The organism is Streptomyces sp. CG 926, from assembly GCF_003148825.1.
Taxonomy (GTDB): domain Bacteria; phylum Actinomycetota; class Actinomycetes; order Streptomycetales; family Streptomycetaceae; genus Streptomyces.
Genome location: NZ_QGGZ01000020.1, coordinates 51976 through 71330, shown reverse-complemented (window position 1 = coordinate 71330; position 19355 = coordinate 51976). Strand labels below are relative to the sequence as shown.

The 19355-nt window shown below is 75.6% G+C and carries 2 protein-coding genes; both read right to left on the bottom strand.

Annotated features, from left to right (window positions below; translation table 11 throughout):
- Positions 1-3 precede the first annotated feature (3 nt).
- Positions 4-18501: a type I polyketide synthase gene (locus BCL76_RS40195; protein WP_258310121.1), complete on the bottom strand. Its 18498-nt coding sequence runs from the start codon at positions 18499-18501 to the stop codon at positions 4-6.
- Positions 18495-19322: an acyl carrier protein gene (locus tag BCL76_RS40190; RefSeq protein WP_258310120.1), complete on the bottom strand. Its 828-nt coding sequence runs from the start codon at positions 19320-19322 to the stop codon at positions 18495-18497. The genes BCL76_RS40195 and BCL76_RS40190 overlap by 7 nt, the downstream gene beginning before the upstream one ends.
- Positions 19323-19355: the final 33 nt, after the last annotated feature.

Genomic DNA, 19355 nt, shown 5'->3' with positions numbered 1-19355 from the left:
GTCTTAGGCGAGATCGCCGAATTCGCTGTCGATGAACGCGAGCAGTTCTGCCGCGGTGGCCGTTTCGAGGGAGGAGTCCTCGCTGTCGGCGGTGGCCGGTGCGGACCCGGCCTCGAGCTTGCGGAGGATGCGGCGCAGTCGTGCCGCCACCTCGTCGTGGGAGCCGTCGCCGGTGCCGATCGCCTCGATGCCCGCTTCGAGGCGTTCGAGCTCGCCCATGACCTGGAGCACCGGGTCATGACGCGGGGGTGCGGCGAGTTCGAGCAGGTGCTCGGTGAGCGCGGCCGGTGTCGGGTGGTCGAAGACCAAGGTCGCCGGGACGGCCAGGGAGGTGGCCGTCCGCAGGTGGTTGCGGAGTTCGACCGCCGTGAGCGAGTCGAATCCGAGCGCCTTGAACGCCTGGTCGGAGTCGATCTCGTCGGCGGAGCCGTGGCCCAGTACGGCCGCGGTGTGCTCGCGCACCAGGTCCAGGACGAGCCGGTGCCGCTCCGCGGGGGACAGCGGGGCGAGCCTGTCCGTCAGTGACGCCGGGGCGGCCTCGCCCGCCACGCGGGTCACCGTGGCGGTGGCCGCCGAGCGCCGGACCCGTACGAGTTCGCGCAGTACGGCCGGCACGGGCCGGTCCGCGTGGTGTGCCCGCAGCCCGGCCAGGTCGAGCTTGACCGGGACGACCGCCGGGACGCCGCCGAGCACGCCGCTGTCGAACAGGGCCAGGCCCTCCTCGCTGCCGAGCGGGGCGACGCCGGAGCGGCTCATGCGCCGCAGGTCGCGCTCGTCGAGGCTGCCGGTCATACCGCTGGCCTCACCCCACAGGCCCCAGGCCAGGCTCGTGGCCGGCAGGCCCTGCGCGTGCCGGTACTCGGCCAGCGAGTCCAGGAACGCGTTGGCGGCCGCGTAGTTGCCCTGGCCCGCCGCGCCGAGCGTGGCCGACGCGGACGAGAACAGGGCGAACATCCGGGGTGCCAGGTGCTCGGTGAGACGGTGCAGGTTCCAGGCACCGTCCACCTTCGGGTGCAGTACGGCGTTCAGCCGCTGCGGGTCCAGGGCGGAGACGACCCCGTCGTCGGTGACGCCTGCGGCGTGTACGACGCCGGCCAGTGAATGCTCCGCGGTGATCGAGTCCAGGAGCCGGCCGAGTGCCTCCTCGTCGCCCGCGTCACAGGCCGCGACCCGTACCTGCGCGCCCAGTTCGGCGAGTTCGGTGCGCAGCTGCTCCACGGCAGGGGTGTCCGTGCCGCGCCGTCCGGTCAGCGTCACGTGACGAAGGCCGTGTTCCACGACGAGGTGCCGCGCCAGCAGGGTGCCGAGGGTGCCCGTACCACCGGTGATCAGGACGGTCTCGCCCGCCTCGAAGGAGGTGGTGGGGAGGGTCAGTACCGCCTTGCCGGTGATGGTGGCCTGGCTCAGCGCCCGGAAGGCGTCCTCCGCGTCGCGGATGTCCCAGGTGGTGACCGGAAGCGGAACCAGCGAACCGCGGTCGAACAGTTCGGCGAGGTGGGTGAGGATCTCGCCGATGCGGTCCGGGCCGGCGTCACCGAGGTCGAAGGCCCGGTAGCGCACACCCGGGTGCTCGTCGGCGATCCGCGCGGGGTCGCGCGGATCGGTCTTGCCCATCTCCACGAAGCGGCCGCCGCGCGGCATCAGACCGAGGGAAGCGTCGATGAACTCGCCCGCGAGCGCGTTCAGTACGACGTCCACACCGGCGCCGTCCGTCGCCGTCCGGAAGGCGTCGGCGAAGTCCAGCGTCCGGGAGGAGGCGATGTGCGCGCGGTCCAGCCCGTCGGCGAGCAGGGTCTCCCACTTGGGTTCACTGGCGGTGCCGAACACCTCGGCGCCCAGGTGCCGGGCCAGTTGCACGGCCGCCATGCCCACGCCGCCTGCGGCGGCGTGGACGAGCACCGACTCGCCGGCGCTCAGCCCGGCCAGGTCGACCAGGCCGTAGTAGGCCGTCAGGAAGGCGACCGGCGTCGCTGCCGCGGATGCGAAGGACCATCCCCGCGGCATCCGCACGAGCACCCGGCGGTCGGCGACCGCGGTGGGTCCGAACGCGCCGGCGACCATCCCCATCACGCGGTCGCCCGGCACCAGGTCGCTCACGCCGGGCCCTGTCTCCAGGACCACGCCGGCGCATTCCGTACCGAGCTCCGCCCGGCCCGGGTACATGTCCAGGGCGATCAGCACGTCCCGGAAGTTCATGCCCGCCGCACGGACCGCGATGCGCACCATGCCCTCGGCGAGCGGGGCCTTCGCCTCGTCGCAGGGCACCAGGGCCAGGTTGTCCAGCGTGCCGCGCCCGGTGCTGTCCAGCCGCCACGGGCCGGGGGGCACCGTCAGGGACGCGCCCGTGGAGGGACGTGTCAGCCGGCGGGCGTAGAGCCCTCCCTGACGTACGGCCACCTCGGGCTCGCCCCGGTGCACCGCCTCGACGACGTGTGCCGGATCCGGCAGGGCGTCGTCGAGGTCGATCAGGAAGATGCGGTCGGGGTTCTCCGTCTGGGCCGAGCGGACCAGGCCGGACACCGTCGCGTGGGCGAGCCTGACCGGGGCCGGCGCTGCCGGTACGGCGGCCGCGTGGCGGGTGGCGATCACGAGGGGGCTGTCGGCCGGCCGGTCGTCGGCCAGCCACCGCTGGAGCAGGTCCAGGGCCCACTCGGCGGCGCGGCGTGCCGCGCCGGCGGCGTCGGCGCCGTCCGTGCTCTCCTCCGGGCACCGCACCACGACCGGGCCGGGCTCCTGGGTGCCGTCGGCGAGCGCCGCGGCGTAGGCCGCGAGGTCGGGGTGATGGCGCCAGGGGCCGTCCAGCGGTTCGCCGAGCAGGACGCAGCCGGCCGATTCCGGTGCGACGAGGGGGCCGTCCAAGGGCACCCAGCCCGTGGCGAACAGCGCGTCGCCCGTCGTCGGTGCCGTCTGCGCGCCGCGCAGCCGCTCCGGCGAGACGGGCCGCATGACCAGCGAGTCGATGGAGACGACCGGGCGGCCGTCCGCGTCGGCGGCGTGCAGCGTGATGGTGCCGTCGTCGGCGCGGACCAGGCGGACCCGCAGCAGGTCGGCGCCGACCGCGTGGACCCGTACTCCGCCCCAGGAGAAGGGCAGGCGGGCCGATCCCGGCTCGTCCTCGGCCCGGGCGGCCGGCCCCAGCGCGTGCAGGGCCGCGTCCAGCAGGGCCGGGTGGACGCCGAAGCCGCGGGCGTCGCCGCCGTCGCCCGGCAGGCGCACCTCGGCGAAGACCTCGTCGCCGCGCCGCCAGGTCCCGTACAGCCCCTGGAAGAGCGGGCCGTAGTCGAAGCCGGCGTCGACGAGCCCGTCGTAGAAGCCGTCCAGGTCGACGGGCTCGGCACCGGCCGCCGGCCAGACGTCGAGGCCGCCGGGCGCGGTGAAGGCGGGGTCGGCCGGGGCGAGCAGGCCCTCGGCGTGCCGCGTCCAGGCGGACTCCTCCTCCTTGGTGTCCGGCTGGGTGTACACGGCGACCGGGCGGCAGCCGGTGGCGTCGGGCGCCTCGAGGACGAGGCGCAGCCGTACGGCCGCGTTCTCGGCCAGTGCCAGCGGGGCGGCCAGCGTCAGTTCCCTCAGTTCGCCGCAGCCGACGCGCTCACCCGCCCAGCAGGCGAGGTCGACGAAGGCGGTGCCCGGCACGAGGACGGTGCCCAGCACCGTGTGCTCGCCCAGCCACGGGTGCGTGCTCAGGGACAGGCGGCCGGTGGCCAGTACCCCGTCGCCCTGCGGCGAGGGGAGCCAGGCCGTCAGCAGCGGGTGGCCGGCCTCGGCCAGGCCGGCCGCCGTCAGGTCCCCGGCGGGCCGGTCGGGCAGCGGCCAGAAGTGCTTGCCCTGGAAGGCGTAGGTCGGCAGTTCCACGGTGCGCGCGTCGTGTCCGGTGAACGCGGACGTCCAGTCCACGTCGGTGCCGTGCACCGACCCCGTCGCCAGGGCGTGCAGCAGCGAGGCGGCCTCGGGCCGGTCGGCCCGCAGCACGGGGACGCACACGGCGGCGCTCTCGCCCGCCTCGTCGAGGACCTCCTCCGCCATGGCGGTCAGCGCGCCGCCGGGGCCGAGTTCCAGGAACGTCCCGATACCGGCGTCGCGTGCGGTCGCGACGCCGTCGGCGAAGCGCACGGCCTCGCGGACGTGCCGGACCCAGTAGTCGGGGGTGGTCAGTTCCGCGCCCGCGACGGTGCCCGTCAGGTTCGACACGACGGGTACGGCCGGCGCGCGGAACTCCACCGTGGCCAGCACCTCGGCGAACTCGGCCAGCATCGGTTCCATCCGGGCCGAGTGGAAGGCGTGGCTGACCGTCAGGCGCTTGGTGCGCCTGCCCTCTTCGGCGAAGGTCCGGGCCAGTGCCGTCACCGGCTCCTCGTCACCGGACAGCACCACCGAGCGGGGGCCGTTGACCGCGGCGACCGATACGCCCTGCGGCAGTCCGGGCAACTCGCCCTCGGCCGCCTGCACCGCCAACATCGCGCCGCCCCTGGGCAGCGCCTGCATCAGCCTGCCCCGCGCGGCGACGATCCGGCAGGCGTCCGGCAGGCTCCACACCCCGGCCACGTAGGCCGCGGTGAGCTCGCCGATCGAGTGCCCGAGCAGGATGTCCGGCCGCACGCCCCACGAGCGCACGAGCTCGGACAGGGCGACCTCCAGGGCGAACAGCCCGGCCTGGGTGTGGACGGTCTCGGCCAGTGCGGCGCCGTCGGTGAACACGACCTCCTTCACCGGACGGTCCAGCAGCAGGTCGAGCTGTGCGCACACCTCGTCGAAGGCCGAGGCGAACACCGGGTGGGCGTCGTACAGTTCCCGGCCCATCCCCTCGCGCTGCGAGCCCTGCCCGGAGAAGAGGAACGCCGTCCCGCCCTCGGCGGCGACGCCCTGCACCACGCCGGCGGCGGAGGTGCCGTCGGCGAGCGCCGTCAGGGCCGCCGCGAAGCCGTCGCGGTCCGCGGCCGTCACGACCGCGCGGTGCTCCAGCTGGGCCCGCGTCGCCGCCAGGGAGAAGCCGATGTCACCGACCGGCAGGTCGGTGGCGCCGACGTACGCGGCCAGCCGCCGGGCCTGGGCCTTCAGCGCGCCCGCGGAGCGGGCCGAAACGGACCACGGCACCGGGCCGCGGGGCTGCGGCGCGCGCTCGGGCCGCGGGTCCTGCGCGGTGGCCGGCGCCTGTTCCAGGATCACGTGCGCGTTGGTGCCGCTGATGCCGAACGCCGACACGCCCGCTCGGCGGGGGCTGTCCGTACGCGGCCACTGCCGGCCCTCGGTCAGCAGCTCCACCGCGCCGGACGACCAGTCGACCTCCGGGGTCGGCTCGTCCACGTGCAGCGTGGCCGGCAGCATGCCGTGCCGCAGCGCCAGCACCGACTTGATCACGCCGGCCACGCCCGCGGCGGCCTGGGTGTGGCCGATGTTCGACTTCACCGAGCCGAGGTGGAGCGGGCGGCCCTCGGTCCGGCCCTGGCCGTAGGTCGCGAGCAGTGCCTGCGCCTCGATCGGGTCGCCCAGCGAGGTGCCCGTACCGTGCGCCTCCACCAGGTCCACGTCGGTGACGGAGACGTTCGCGTCGGCCAGCGCCTGCCGGATCACCCGCTGCTGCGAGGGGCCGTTGGGCGCGCTGAGGCCGTTGGAGGCCCCGTCGGAGTTGACCGCCGAGCCGCGTACGACCGCCAGCACCTCGTGGCCGCGGCGGCGTGCCTCGGAGAGGCGCGTCAGGACCAGGACGCCGACGCCCTCGCCCCAGCCGGTGCCGTCGGCACCGGCCGCGAAGGCCTTGCAGCGTCCGTCCGGGGCCAGTCCGCCCTGCCGGGCGAACGCGTCGAAGGCGTTGGGGGTGGCCATGACGGCCACGCCGCCGGCGAGGGCCAGCTCGCACTCGCCGTTGCGCAGGGACTGCGCCGCGAGGTGGAGGGCCACCAGCGAGGAGGAGCAGGCCGTGTCCACGGTCAGGGCCGGGCCCTCCAGGCCCAGGGTGTAGGCGATCCGCCCGGACAGGACGCTGCCGACGGCTCCGGTCAGCGCGTAGTCCTGTCCGCCCTCCATGGAGGTCAGCAGGGTGCCGTAGTCGTGCGATCCCGCGCCGACGAAGACGCCGGTGCGGCTGCCGCGCAGGGACAGGGCGTCCAGGCCGGTCCGCTCCAGTGCCTCCCAGGAGGTCTCCAGCAGCAGGCGCTGCTGGGGGTCCATCGCGAGGGCCTCGCGGGGGGATATCCCGAAGAAGGCCGCGTCGAACCGGGCGGCGTCCGGGAGGAAGCCGCCGGTCTGGGAGAACGCCGCGTCGGCGGGGACGTCCCAGTGGCGGTCGGTGGGGAAGTTCCCGATGCCGTCCTTGCCGGCCGCGACCAGGTCCCACAGTCCTTCGGGCGAGTTCGCCCCGCCGGGGAACCGGCAGGCCATCCCGACGATCACCACGGGGTCGCCTTCGGCTGAGGCGGCGGACGGCGCGGACACCGCGTCGGCGGGGCGGTCCTCGCCCAGCAGCAGGGTCCGCAGCTCGGCCGCGGCCGCGAGCGGGGTGGGGTGGTCGAAGACGAGGGTGGCGGGCAGTCGTACCCCGGTGGCCGACGCGAGCCGGTTGCGCAGGTCGACGGCGGTCAGCGAGTCGAAACCGAGGTCCTTGAAGGGCTTCGCCGGTGCGACGGCCTCGGCTCCCGCGTGTCCCAGGGCCAGGGCCGCGGAGGTCCGCACGAGGTCCAGCAGGACGCGGTCGCGCTCCGTGGCGGTCAGCCCGGCGAGCTGCGCGGCGAGCGGGGACCCGCCGGCCGGGGATTCGGCGGCGACGGCAGGGGCCGCCTCCGGGATCTCGTCGAGCAGGGGCCGTCGCCGGGCCGCTGTGAACGTCTCGGTGAAGCGTCCCCAGTCCATGTCGGTGACGGTCAGGGCGGTTTCGTCGTGGTCGAGCGCCTGCTGGAGCGCGCCGATCGCCCGGTCCGGGTCCATCGAGCGCACCCCGCCGCGGGCCAGTTCCCGCGCCAGGTCGTCGTCGACCATGCCGCCGCCGGCCCAGCTGCCCCAGGCCATCGACGTGGCGACGAGGCCGCGCCTGCGGCGGTCGGCCGCGAGCGCGTCGGCGTAGGCGTTGGCGGCCGCGTAGGCGGCCTGTCCGGCGCTGCCCCAGACGGCGGCGCCGGAGGAGAACAGCACGAAGGCGTCGAGGTCGTGAGCGGCCAGCAGTTCGTCCAGGTGGCGGGCGCCGTCGGCCTTGGCGGCCACGACGTCCGCCCACTGGGCGAGGGTGGTGTCGGTCAGCGCGGCGAAGCGGGTGACACCCGCGGTGTGCACCACCGCGGTGACGGGGAACCCGTCCGGGACGCCGGCCAGGGCCTCGGCCAGCCCGTCGCGTTCGGCCACGTCGCAGGCGGCGACCGTGACGTCGGCCCCCAGCTCGCGCAGCTCCGCGACCAGGTCGTCCGCACCCTCGGCGGCCATCCCCCTCCTGCTGGTCAGCAGGAGGTGTCCGGCGCCCTCGCGGGCCAGCCAGCGGGCGACCCGGGCGCCCAGGGCGCCGGTGCCGCCGGTGACCACCACGGTGCCGTCCGGGCGGGGCCGCCAGCGGCGGTTCGGCCTGGCGCGGTCCAGCGGGGCGCGCACGAGGCGGCGGACGTAGAGTCCGGCGCCGCGCAGGGCGTACTCCTGTTCGTCCCCGCTCGCGCCGAGGACGGTGCGCAGCAGTGCGGCGGCCCGGTCGTCGAGTACGGACGGCAGGTCGACGAGTCCGCCCCAGGTCTCGGGGCCCTCCAGCCCGGCGACCCGGCCCAGTCCCCAGAACTGGGCCTGTTGCGGCGCGCGGACCTGGTCCGACCTTCCGGTGCCGACGGCGCCCCGGGTCAGGCACCACAGCGGTGCGTCGATCCCGGCGTCCCGCAGCGCGGACAGCAGGGTCAGGGTTCCCGCGACGCCCGCGGGGACCGCGGGGTGCTCGGGGTGCGGACGGGTGTCGAGTCCCAGCAGGGACACCACCGCGGTCCAGGCGGTGCCTTCCGAGGAGCGCAGGACCTCCGGGGAGAAGGGCGCGTCCGGGAGTACGACGGTGACGTGCTCGCCGAGGGCGGCGCGGGCCCAGCGGGCCTCCTCGCCGTCCGGGTCCGCGGTCACCAGCAGCCAGGTGCCGGACGGGGCTGGCGCGGCGGCCTGTGCCACCGGCGTCCAGGAGACGCGGTAGCGCCAGCTGTCCGCCAGGGCGGAGTCCTTGCGCCTGCGGCGCCAGCCGGAGAGGGCCGGGAGCAGGGGCCGGAGCGACTGTCCGTCCTGGACGTCGAGTTCGGCCGCCACGGCGTCCAGGTCGCCGCGTTCGACGGCCTGCCACAGCTCGGCGTCGTCGTCCCCCGGGCCCGCGGCGGCCGTGGCCGCGACGGAGTCGGGCCAGAAGCGGCTGCGCTGGAAGGGATAGGTCGGCAGCTCGGCGCGGGGGGCACCGGTGGCGCCGAGCACCGCGGTCCAGTCGACGCCGGTGCCACGGACGTACGCCTCGGCCAGCGAGGCCGCGAAGCGGTCGGGGCCGCCTTGGTCCCGGCGCAGGGTGCCCACGGCGGCGGCTGCGCTGCCGGTCGCGTCGATGGCGTCCTGCACGGCGGGAACGAGCACCGGGTGCGGGCTGACCTCGACGAACACGTCGTGGCCTTGGGCGAGGAGGTCCTCGACGACCGGCCCGAACAGCACCGGCCGGCGGAGGTTGCGGTACCAGTAGCCGGCGTCGAGGCCGGCCGTGTCGAGCGGACCGCCCGTCGTGGTGGAGTGGAACGGGATCTCTCCCGTGCGCGGCGCGATACCGGCCGTCAGCTCGGCGAGCCGCTCCTCGATCCGCTCCACGTGGGCGGAGTGGGAGGCGTAGTCGACGGGGATGCGGCGGGCGCGGACCCCGTCGGCCTCGCAACCGGCCAACAGCTCCGCCAGCGCCTGCGGGTCGCCGGAGACGACGGTGGACCTGCGGCTGTTGTTCGCCGCGACGGAGATCCTGCCGTCCCAGCGGGAGATCCGCTCGGCCGTGTCGGCCGGGGACAGGGCCACGGACACCATGCCGCCGTGCCCGGAGAGTTCCTCGGCGATCAGTTTGCTGCGCAGGGTCACGAGGGCGGCGCCGTCGTCGAGCGAGAGCGCGCCGGCCACGCAGGCCGCGGCGATCTCGCCCTGGGAGTGGCCGACCACGGCGGCCGGCTCGACGCCGCAGGACCGCCACAGGCCCGCGAGGGAGACGCCCACGGCCCACGAGGCGGGCTGTACGACGTCCACCCGGTCCAGGCCGGGGGCGCCGTCGCCGGCGCGGATCACGTCGGCCAGCGACCAGTCGGTCAGGGGGGCGAGCGCTTCGGCGCAGCGGTCCATCCACTGCGCGAACACCGGCGAGGACTCCCACAGTCCGGCGGCCATGCCGGCCCACTGGGCGCCCTGGCCGGGGAAGACGAAGACGGTCCGGCCGCGGGTGTCGGCGGTGCCGCGCACCACGCGCGGGTCGCCCTCGCCGCGGGCCAGCGCGCCGAGCGCCGGCAGGTGCGCGCCGGTGTCGTCGGCGAGTACGACCGCCCGCTCCTCCCAGGTCGCCCGGGTCGTGACGAGGGAACGGCCGATGTCGGCCGCGGGCGCCTCGGGCATCCGGTCGAGCAGACGCGCGGCCTGTTCCCGCAGCGCCTGACCGGACTTGGCGCTGAGCACCCAGGGAAGTGCCGGGGAGCCGAGTACGGACGGTCGCGCGTCCGGCAGTTCCGCGGGCTCGCCGGCGGGCGGCGCCTGCTCCAGGATCACGTGCGCGTTGGTGCCGCTGACGCCGAAGGCGGACACCGCCGCGCGGCGCGGGCGGCCCGGCGCGAGCCACGGCCGGTTCTCGGTGAGCAGCTCGACGGCGCCCCCGGACCAGTCCACCTCGGGGGTGGGCTCGGTGGCGTGCAGCGTGCGCGGGAGCTGTTCGTGGCGCAGCGCCAGGAGCAGCTTCAGGATGCCGGCCATGCCGGCGGCGGCCTGGGTGTGCCCGATGTTGGACTTCACCGAACCGAGGTACAGCGGGCGGTCGGCGGGCCGGTCCTGGCCGTAGGTGGCCAGGAGGGCCTGCGCCTCGATCGGGTCGCCGAGCGCCGTACCCGTACCGTGCGCCTCCACGGCGTCCACGTCGCGGGGGGCGAGGCCGGCCTCGGCCAGGGCCTGGCGGATCACCCGCTGCTGCGCGGGCCCGTTGGGCGCGCTGAGGCCGTTGGAGGCGCCGTCCTGGTTGACGGCGCTGCCCCGGACGACGGCCAGGACGTCGTGGCCTCGGCGGCGGGCGTCCGAGAGGCGTTCCACCAGCACGATGCCGACGCCCTCGCCCCAGCCGGTGCCGTCCGCGCCCGAACCGAACGCCTTGCAGCGCCCGTCCACGGCGAGACCGCGCTGCCGGGAGAACTCCACGAAGATGTCCGGGGTGGACATCACCGTCACGCCGGAGGCCAGCGCGAGGTCGCACTCGCCGGCGTGCAGCGCCTGGACGGCGAGGTGCAGCGCCACCAGGGACGAGGAGCAGGCGGTGTCCACGGTCATCGCGGGGCCTTCGAGGCCCAGGGTGTAGGCGATGCGCCCGGACAGCACGCTGGAGGCGGTGCCGGTGAGCACGTGGCCTTCGACGTCCGCCGAGCCCAGGAGGGTGGCGTAGTCCTGGCCGTTGGTGCCGACGAACACGCCCGTGCGGCTGCCCTGCAGGGTCGTCGGGTCGATCCCGGCGCGTTCCAGGACCTCCCAGGAGGACTCCAGCAGGAGCCGCTGCTGCGGGTCCATCGCCAGGGCCTCGCGCGGCGAGATCCCGAAGAAGGAGGCGTCGAAGCCGGCCACGTCGGAGAGGAAGCCGCCCTCGCGGACGTAGCTGGTGCCCGCCCGGCCCGGGTCGGGGCTGTAGAGCTCGTGGAGGTTCCAGCCGCGGTCCGACGGGAAGGCGCCGATGGCGTCCCGCCCGTCGAGGACGAGCTGCCACAGGTCCTCCGGGGAACGGACGTCGCCCGGGAAACGGCAGGCGGCCGCCACGATCACGATCGGATCGTCGTGGTCGCGCACCGCTACGGAGCGTTCCACGGCTCCCGCGGAGGTCCCCTCGACGGCGGTGGCGAGGTGCTCGACCAGCCGTTGCGGTGTGGGGTGGTCGAAGACCAGACCGGGCGACAGCCGCCTCCCGGTGGCCGCGGCGAGCCGGTTGCGGAACTCGACGCCGATCAGCGAGTCGAAGCCGAGGGTGCGGAAGGTCCGGTCCTCCTGGATCCGGGCCGTGGCCGGCAGGCCCAGGACGGCCGCGGCCTCGGCGGCGACCAGCTGCGCGAGGGCACGGCGCAGCTCCTGCCCGGCGAGGCCGGCGAGCCGGCCCGCCGAGGTGTCCGCGCCGGCCCGTGCGGTGTCCTGCGGGGGCCGGCGGGCCCCGGCGATGCTGTCGAACAGCGTGGTGGGCCGGCCCGGGCCGGAGCCCGCGCAGCGGTCCCAGTCGATGTCGGCGACGGTCACGGCGCTCTCGCCGTCGTCGAGGACGCGGCGCAGTTCGGTCAGGGCCGCGGCGGGGTCGAGGGGGACCAGCCCGGTGCGCGCCAGCTGGCGTCGCACGGCCTCCGTGTCGGCGGCCATACCGGCGCCGGACCAGGAGCCCCAGGCCACCGAGGTGGCGGGCAGGCCGAGCTGGGCACGGTGTACGGCGAGCGCGTCCAGGTAGGCGTTGGCGGCCGCGTAATTACCCTGTCCGGCCAGGCCCACGGTGCCCGCGAAGGAGGAGAACAGCACGAACGCGGACAGGTCGAGGTCGCGGGTGAGCTCGTGCAGGTGCCGTGCCCCGTCCGCCTTGGGCCCGGCGACCGCGGAGAACCGACCGGGGGTGAGCGCGTCGAGCACTCCGTCGTCCAGGACGCCCGCGGCGTGCACGACGGCGGTCAGGGGTCGGTCGGCCGGGATCGCGGAGATGAGGCCCGCCAGGGCCTGTCGGTCGGCGACGTCGCAGGCGGCGACCGTCACCTCGGTGCCCCGTTCGCGCAGCCGCGCGACCAGTTCCCCGACGCCTTCGGCCTCCGGGCCGCGCCTGCTGGTCAGCAGCACGTGGCGGGCGCCCTCGTCGGCGAGCCAGTGGGCGAGGTGGGCGCCGAGCGCCCCCGTGCCGCCGGTCACCAGGACGGTGCCGTCGACGCCGGCGATGCCGTCGATGCCGGAGCGCTCGGCGCGGGCGTCGTCACCGCGGCCGGAGTGGCGCACCAGCCGCCGCGCGAAGAGACCCGCGGTACGGACGGCCACCTGGTCCTCGCCGGTGGCGCCGGACAGCGCCGCGCCCAGCCGGGTGCGGGCACGCTCGTCCAGTACGGCGGGCAGGTCGACGAGAGCGCCCCAGCGCTCGGGCTGTTCCAGGGCCGCGACCCGGCCCATGCCCCACATCTGTGCCTGCTCCGGCGCCTCCAGAGCGTCGGAGGGGCTCACGGACACGGCGCCGCGGGTCAGGCACCACAGACGGCTTTCGCCGCCCAGGTCGGCCATCGCCCCGAGCACCACGGCGGTGGCGGCCACGCCCGAGGCCGGCGTGCCGTCCAGGGCGAGCAGCGACACCACGCCGCCCGCGTCCTCGCCGAGCGCCGTGCGCAGTGCGTCCGCGATCTCCGCCCGGTCGGGCTCGGCCGCGTCGACCGCGACCACGGCGGGGTGGGCGCCGTGCTCGCGCAGCGCCTGCGCCACGCCGTCCACGGTGGCCTCGTCGAGCCCGCCGGCGGGGACCACCAGGGCCCAGGTGCCGGTCGTCGCGGGGCGGGCGCCGTCCGGTACGGACGTCCAGGCCGCGCGGTAGCGCAGGGAACCGGCCGCGGCCGGGCCACGGCCCACGGCCGGGGCGAGCCAGTAGCGCTCGTGCTGGAAGGCGTAGGTGGGCAGGTCGGTGCGCCGGGCCCCGTACGGGGCGAACAGGGCGGGCCAGTCGACGGCCGTACCGGCGGCGTGCAGGCGGCCGGCCGCGGTCATCGCGGCCCGGGCCTCGTCGTCGCCTCCCCGCAGGACGGGTACGGCGGTGACGTCCGCGTCGCGGCCCGCGTCCGCGAGGATCTCCTCGGCCATCGCGGTCAGCGGACCGCCGGGGCCGAGTTCGAGCAGCTTGTCCACGCCCCGGCCCAGCGCCGTCGTGACGGCGTCGGCGAAGCGGACGGTCTCGCGGGCATGGCGCACCCAGTAGTCCGGGGTGAGCAGTTCGTCGCCCGCGACCCCGCCGGTCAGGCCGGAGACGACGGGGGTCCTCGGCCGGTGGAACTCCACCGAGGCGAGCACATCGGCGAACTCCGCCAGCATCGGGTCCATCCGGGCGGAGTGGAAGGCGTGGCTGACGACGAGCCGCTTGGTGCGGCGTCCCTGCCCGGCGAAGTCCCTCACGAGCGCGTCCACGGCGCTCTCGTCGCCCGACAGCACCAGCGAGCGGGGTCCGTTGACGGCGGCGAGGGACACCCCCGCCGGCAGCGGCGGCAGTTCGTCCTCGGTGGCCTGCACCGCGGCCATCGCGCCGCCCGCGGGCAGCGCCTGCATCAGGCGGCCGCGGGCCGCCACGACGCGGCAGGCGTCCGGCAGCGTCCACACACCGGCGACATGGGCGGCCGCCAGCTCGCCGATCGAGTGGCCCAGCAGCACGTCCGGGCCGATGCCCCAGGAAGCGACCAGGTCGAACAGCGCGACTTCCAGCGCGAACAGCGCGGGCTGGGCCCACTCGGTCCGGTCCAGCGCCTCCGGGTCGCCGAACACGACGTCCTTCAGCGAGCGTCCCAGCAGCGGGTCCAGTTCCGCGCACACCTCGTCGAAGGACGCGGCGAACACCGGCTGGCTCTCGTACAGTTCGCGCCCCATGCCGGGACGCTGCGATCCCTGGCCGGTGAAGAGGAAGGCGGTCGGTCCGCCCTCGCGCGCCGCGGCGCGCACCACTCCCGCGGCGCTCCCGCCGGTGGCGAGCGCGGCCAGCTGGGTCAGGAACTCGTCGCGGTCCGCGGCCGTCAGCACCGCCCGGTGCTCCAGGCCCGCCCGGGTGACGGCCAGCGACAGGCCCACGTCCGCCGGACGTGGCTCCCGCGTCCGGACGTGCTCGGCCAGCCGCAGCGCCTGTTCCCGCAGCGCCTCCTCGGAACGGGCCGAGAGCACCCACGCGACGGCGCCGGCCGGCTCACCGGCGGGCTCGTCCCGCTCCGCCGTGACCTGCGCCTGCTCCAGGATCACGTGGGCGTTGGTGCCGCTGATGCCGAACGAGGACACCCCGGCCCGGCGCGGCCGGCCCGGCGCGGGCCACTCACGCGCCTCGGTCAACAGCTCCACCGCGCCCGCGGACCAGTCCACGTGCGGCGAGGGCTCGTCGACGTGCAGGGTCCGGGGCAGGGTGCCGTGCTGCATGGCGAGCACGGACTTGATCACACCGGCGATGCCGGCGGCGGCCTGCGTGTGCCCGATGTTGGACTTGACGGAGCCGAGCATCAGCGGATGCACCCGGTCCTGGCCGTAGGTGGCCAGCAGCGCCTGCGCCTCGATCGGGTCGCCGAGCTTCGTGCCGGTACCGTGCGCCTCGACCACGTCCACGTCGGCGGCGGCCAGCCGGGCGTCGGCGAGCGCCTGGCGGATGACGCGCTGCTGCGCGAGGCCGTTGGGGGCGGTCAGGCCGTTGGACGCGCCGTCGGAGTTGACGGCGGAGCCGCGTACGACCGCCAGGACCCGGCGGCCGTCGCGCACGGCGTCGGAGAGGCGCTGGACGGCCAGCATGCCGGCGCCCTCGCCCCAGCCGGTGCCGTCGGCGGCGGCCGAGAAGGCCTTGCACCGGCCGTCGCCGGCCAGACCGCCCTGGCGGGAGAACTCGACGAACGCGCCGGGGGTGGCCATCACGGTCACACCGCCCACCAGCGCGAGGTCGCAGTCGCCGTCGCGCAGGGCCCGCACTGCGAGGTGGAGCGCCACCAGCGAGGACGAGCAGGCCGTGTCCACGGTCAGCGCGGGGCCTTCGAGGCCCAGCACGTAGGCGATGCGCCCGGACAGCACGCTCGGCGCCGTACCGGTCATGACGTGGCCGTCGGACTCCGAACTCTCGTGCAGCCGGGGGCCGTACTCGGAGGGGCTCGCCCCGACGAACACGGCGGTGCGGCTGCCGCGCAGGGACAGCGCGTCCACACCGGCCCGCTCCAGCGCCTCCCACGAGGTCTCCAGCAGCAGCCGCTGCTGGGGGTCCATCGCCAGGGCCTCGCGCGGCGAGATCCCGAAGAAGGAGGCGTCGAACCCGGCCGCGTCCGGAAGGAAACCGCCCTCGCCGGAGAACCCGGCGGGCAGCTCCCAGCCGCGGTCGGCGGGCAGCGGCGAGATGGCGTCGCCCTCGGCGGACACGAACCGCCAGAGCTCCTCGGGCGAGTCGACGCCGCCCGGGAACCGGCAGCTCATGCCGACGATCACGACCGGGTCCTCACCCGTGGCGCGGGTGACGGCCCGATCCTCGGAGGCGGCCGCCCGCGGCGGGCCGCCGGCGTGTGGCCCGGGCAGCTCGGCGGCGGGGCCGTCGGAGCTCTGCTCGATCTCGCCGAACTGCTCCAGCAGGTGGTCCGCGAGCGCCTTCGGGGTGGGCCGCTCGTAGGCCAGCGTGGTCGAGAGCTTGAGAGCGGTCAGCGCTTGGAGTTTGTTGCGGAGCTCGACGGCGGTGATGGAGCCCAGGCCCTGGTTCTTGAAGGTGACGGCGGCATCGACCCGGGCGGCCCCGTCCAGGCCGAGCACGGCGGCGGTGGTGGAGCGCACGAGGTGCAGGACGCGACGCGCGCGTTCGGCGGGCTGGAGGGCGGCGAGCTCGCGGCGCAGCCCGTTCTCCTGCGAGTCCCCTGCTTCGTGTGCGTTCCCCACGTCGTCGCGGTCCCGATCCGTTGACCGGCGTAGGGGCGCGGGCAGCGCGGCGGCGTCCAGTTCGGGGAGCCAGTGCCGCACGCCCTGGAAGGCGTACGTCGGCAGGTCGACGGGCCGGGCGCCCGCGAAGGCGGTGGTGAGGTCGACGGGGAGGCCCCGGGTCCATGCCTCCGCGAGGGAGACGAGGAAGCGGGTGGGGCCGCCGTCCTCGCGGCGCAGGGAACCCACGGCGGCGACCGGGACGCCGGCCCGCTCGGCGGTGTCCTCGACGGCCGGGGTCAGCTGGGGGTGGGGGCTCGTCTCGACGAAGCCGGTGTGGCCGTCGGCGAGCAGCGCCTCGACGGCGTCCTGGAAGTGGACGGTGCAGCGCAGGTTGCGGTACCAGTAGCCGGCGTCCAGCGGCTCGTCGGTGATCCGGCGGCCCAGCAGTGTCGAGTAGAACGGGATCCGCGGTGCCCCGGGCGCGAGCGGGGCGAGGGCGGCCGACACCTCCTCCTCGATCTCCTCGACGTAGGCGGAGTGCGAGGCGTAGTCGACCGCGATGCGGCGGACGCGGATCTCCTCGCGCTCCAGCTCGGCGGCGAGGGTGTCGAGGACAGCCGGGTCGCCGCACACGACGGTGGCGGCGGGGCCGTTGACGACTGCGATCTCCACGTCCGCGTACGGGCCGTGCAGGCGCTCCGCCACCTGGGCGGCGGGCAGGGCGACGGAGGCCATGCCGCCGCGGCCGGCGAGCCGGCGGGCGATCACGGCGCTGCGCAGGGCCACCACCCGGGCGGCGTCGTCGAGGGACAGGGCGCCCGCCACGTACGCGGCGGCGATCTCGCCCTGCGAGTGGCCCACCACAGCGGCCGGCTCTATGCCCCAGGAGCGCCAGAGCGCGGCCAGGCCGACCATGACGGCGAACAGGGCGGGCTGGACCACGTCGACCCGGTCGAGGCGCGGCGCACCAGGCTCGCCCCGCAGCACCTCGGTCAGCGACCAGTCGGTGTACGGGGTGAGCGCCGCCTCGCAGGCCTGGATCTCCCGGCGGAACACCTCCGAGGTGTCGAGCAGTTCGCGCCCCATGCCCGCCCATTGGGCGCCCTGCCCGGGGAATACGAAGACGGTTCCGCTCCCGGCTCCGGTGGCGGTGCCCCGGACCACGGAGGCCGACTCCTCGCCCCCGCCGAGCGCGGCCAGTCCGGCCGTGAGGCCGGCCCGGTCGGCGCCGAGCACGACGGCGCGGTGGGTGAAGGCCGTGCGGGTCGCGGCCAGCGAGTGGCCGACGCCTGCCTCGTCGAGCGCACGCCGGTCGCGGGTGAAGTCGAGCAGCCGTACGGCCTGGGCGCGCAGCGCCTGCTCCGAACGGCCCGACACGGGCCAGGGCGTGACGGCCTCGGCGAACGGTGCCCGTGTCGGCGCCTCGACCGGGGCGGGGAGGGCCGGGGCCTCGGCCACGACCAGGTGGCAGTTGGTGCCGCCCATGCCGAAGGAGGAGACACCCGCGAGCCGCGGTCGGTCCGCCACGATGGCGGGCCAGTCCGTGAGCGCGGTCGTCACCCGCAGGCCCAGGCGGTCGAGTGGGATCGCGGGGTGGGGGTTCTCGTGGTGGAGGGTCGCCGGGATGCGCCGGTGCGTCAGGCACAGGGCCGTCTTGATCAGGCCGACGATGCCCGCAGCGCCCTCCAGGTGGCCGACATTGGTCTTGGCGGAGCCGACCGCAAGAGGAGCCGTCCCGACGGCGGCGCCCGTGTCGGCGGTACGGACGGCGCCCAGCGCGGCGGCCTCGACCGGGTCGCCGACGGGCGTGCCGGTGCCGTGAAGCTCGACGTAGCCGAGCTCTCGCGCCGCGACGCCCGCCCGCCGCAGCGCGACCCGCAGTACCTCCTCCTGCGCAGCCTGGTCCGGTGCGGTCAGACCGGCTCCGCCGCCGTCGTTGTTGACCGCGCCGCCCCGGATCACGCAGTGGATCCGGTCGCCGTCGGCCAGCGCGTCGGCCAGCCGCTTGAGGACGACGGTGGCGCCGCCCTCCCCGCGCACGTAGCCGTTGGCGCGTGCGTCGAAGACGTGGCTGCGCCCGTCCGGGGAGAGTGCGCCCATGCACTCCATGCCCAGAGTGCTCTCGTCGGCGAGGATCAAGTTGACCCCCGCCGCGACGGCCACGTCACTCTCGGAACGTCGCAGGCTCTCGCAGGCCAGGTGGACCGCGACCAACGAGGACGACTGGGCACTGTCCACGGTCAGGCTCGGGCCACGCAGCCGCAGCAGGTAGGACAGCCGGTTGGCGATCAGTGAGCGGTGCAGGCCCGTGGCAGTCAGGCCGGAGATCGCGGCCGGTCCGGTACGGCGCACCAGCGTGGCGTAGTCGTCGTTGATCACGCCGACGAACACACCGGTTCGGGTGCCGCCGAGCCGGTCGGGGACCATGCGCGCATCCTCGAACGCCGCCCAGGCCAGTTCGAGCACCAACCGCTGCTGCGGGTCCATGGCTGCGGCCTCGCGCGGGGTGAGGCCGAAGAAGGCCGCGTCGAACCGGTCCTTGTCCTCCAGGAACCCGGCCCACTGCCCGGTCCGCTCGTCCCGGGACACCGCGCAGGTGCCGCTGCTGAGCACCTGCCAGAACGCCTCGGGCGTGTCCGCCCCCGCGACCCGGCAGGACATGCCGACGACAGCGATGGCCTCACCGTCGGCTGCGTGGTCGGGGGAGGCGGTTCCCTCGTCGGTCAGCATGTGAACTCGTGTCCCCTCGTGGTGGGCAGGGCGGGGCCGGGCGTGACGGCGCGGCGGGTGTGCGGGTGGGGCCGTGTGCCTGCGGGACGCCGGCGGCCCGGCAAAGCGGGCCCGGGCGCCGCGGGCACCTCCGGGGCGGAGGCGGGCGCGCTCAGCTGGAGAGCAGGGCCTCGAGGGTGCTGCCGGCGGCGAGGGCGGCACCGTGTTCGGCCGGCGGGTAGAAGGTGACCCGGAACGCGGCGGCCGGTCGCCTGGGTCAGGCGTTCGCCCAGCTCCGCCGGCATCAGGGAGCTGAAACCCAGCTCCTTGAAGGCGGTGTTCACGGCGATGCCGTCCGGGGACTCGTGGCCGAGCACCAGGGCCGTCGAAGCGTTTACGAGCTCCGGCAGCGTGCGGCCGGGCTCCGTCCCGTCGGTCTGCGGAGCGGCCTCGGCGGCCTGCTCCGGGGGCCGGGAGCATCGGCCCGGCGCGGTGCGCGCGGTCCGCTGCGCCCCGTCCACCGGCCCGTGCCGCCGGCGCTGGAACGCGTGGACGGGCAGCGCCGCCCTGCGGGCACCGGGCACGAGGCCCGCGTCCTCCAGCGCCTCTGAACCCAGTTCGAGGGTGAGCCGCTGCTGCAGATCCATCGCTGCGGCCTCGCGCGGCGAGATGCCGAAGATGTCGGCGTCGAAGCGGTCGACGGAGTCGAGGAAGCCGCCCCGCGCGGGTGTGTCGTCCGGGCCGACGGCTCCCGGCAGACTGCACGAGATGCCCACCACCGCGATGGGTTCGGAAGATCCTGCCTGGAGTTCAGCGGCCTTTGACTCGGACCGACCCGCCATGTGCTTCCCTTTACGTCACGAGGATCACGCGAA

Excerpts from the sequence above, each read along its gene's own strand:
- BCL76_RS40195 (WP_258310121.1), bottom strand. The coding sequence starts at position 18,501 with ATGCTGACCGACGAGGGAACCGCCTCCCCCGACCACGCAGCCGACGGT.
- BCL76_RS40190 (WP_258310120.1), bottom strand. The coding sequence starts at position 19,322 with ATGGCGGGTCGGTCCGAGTCAAAGGCCGCTGAACTCCAGGCAGGATCT.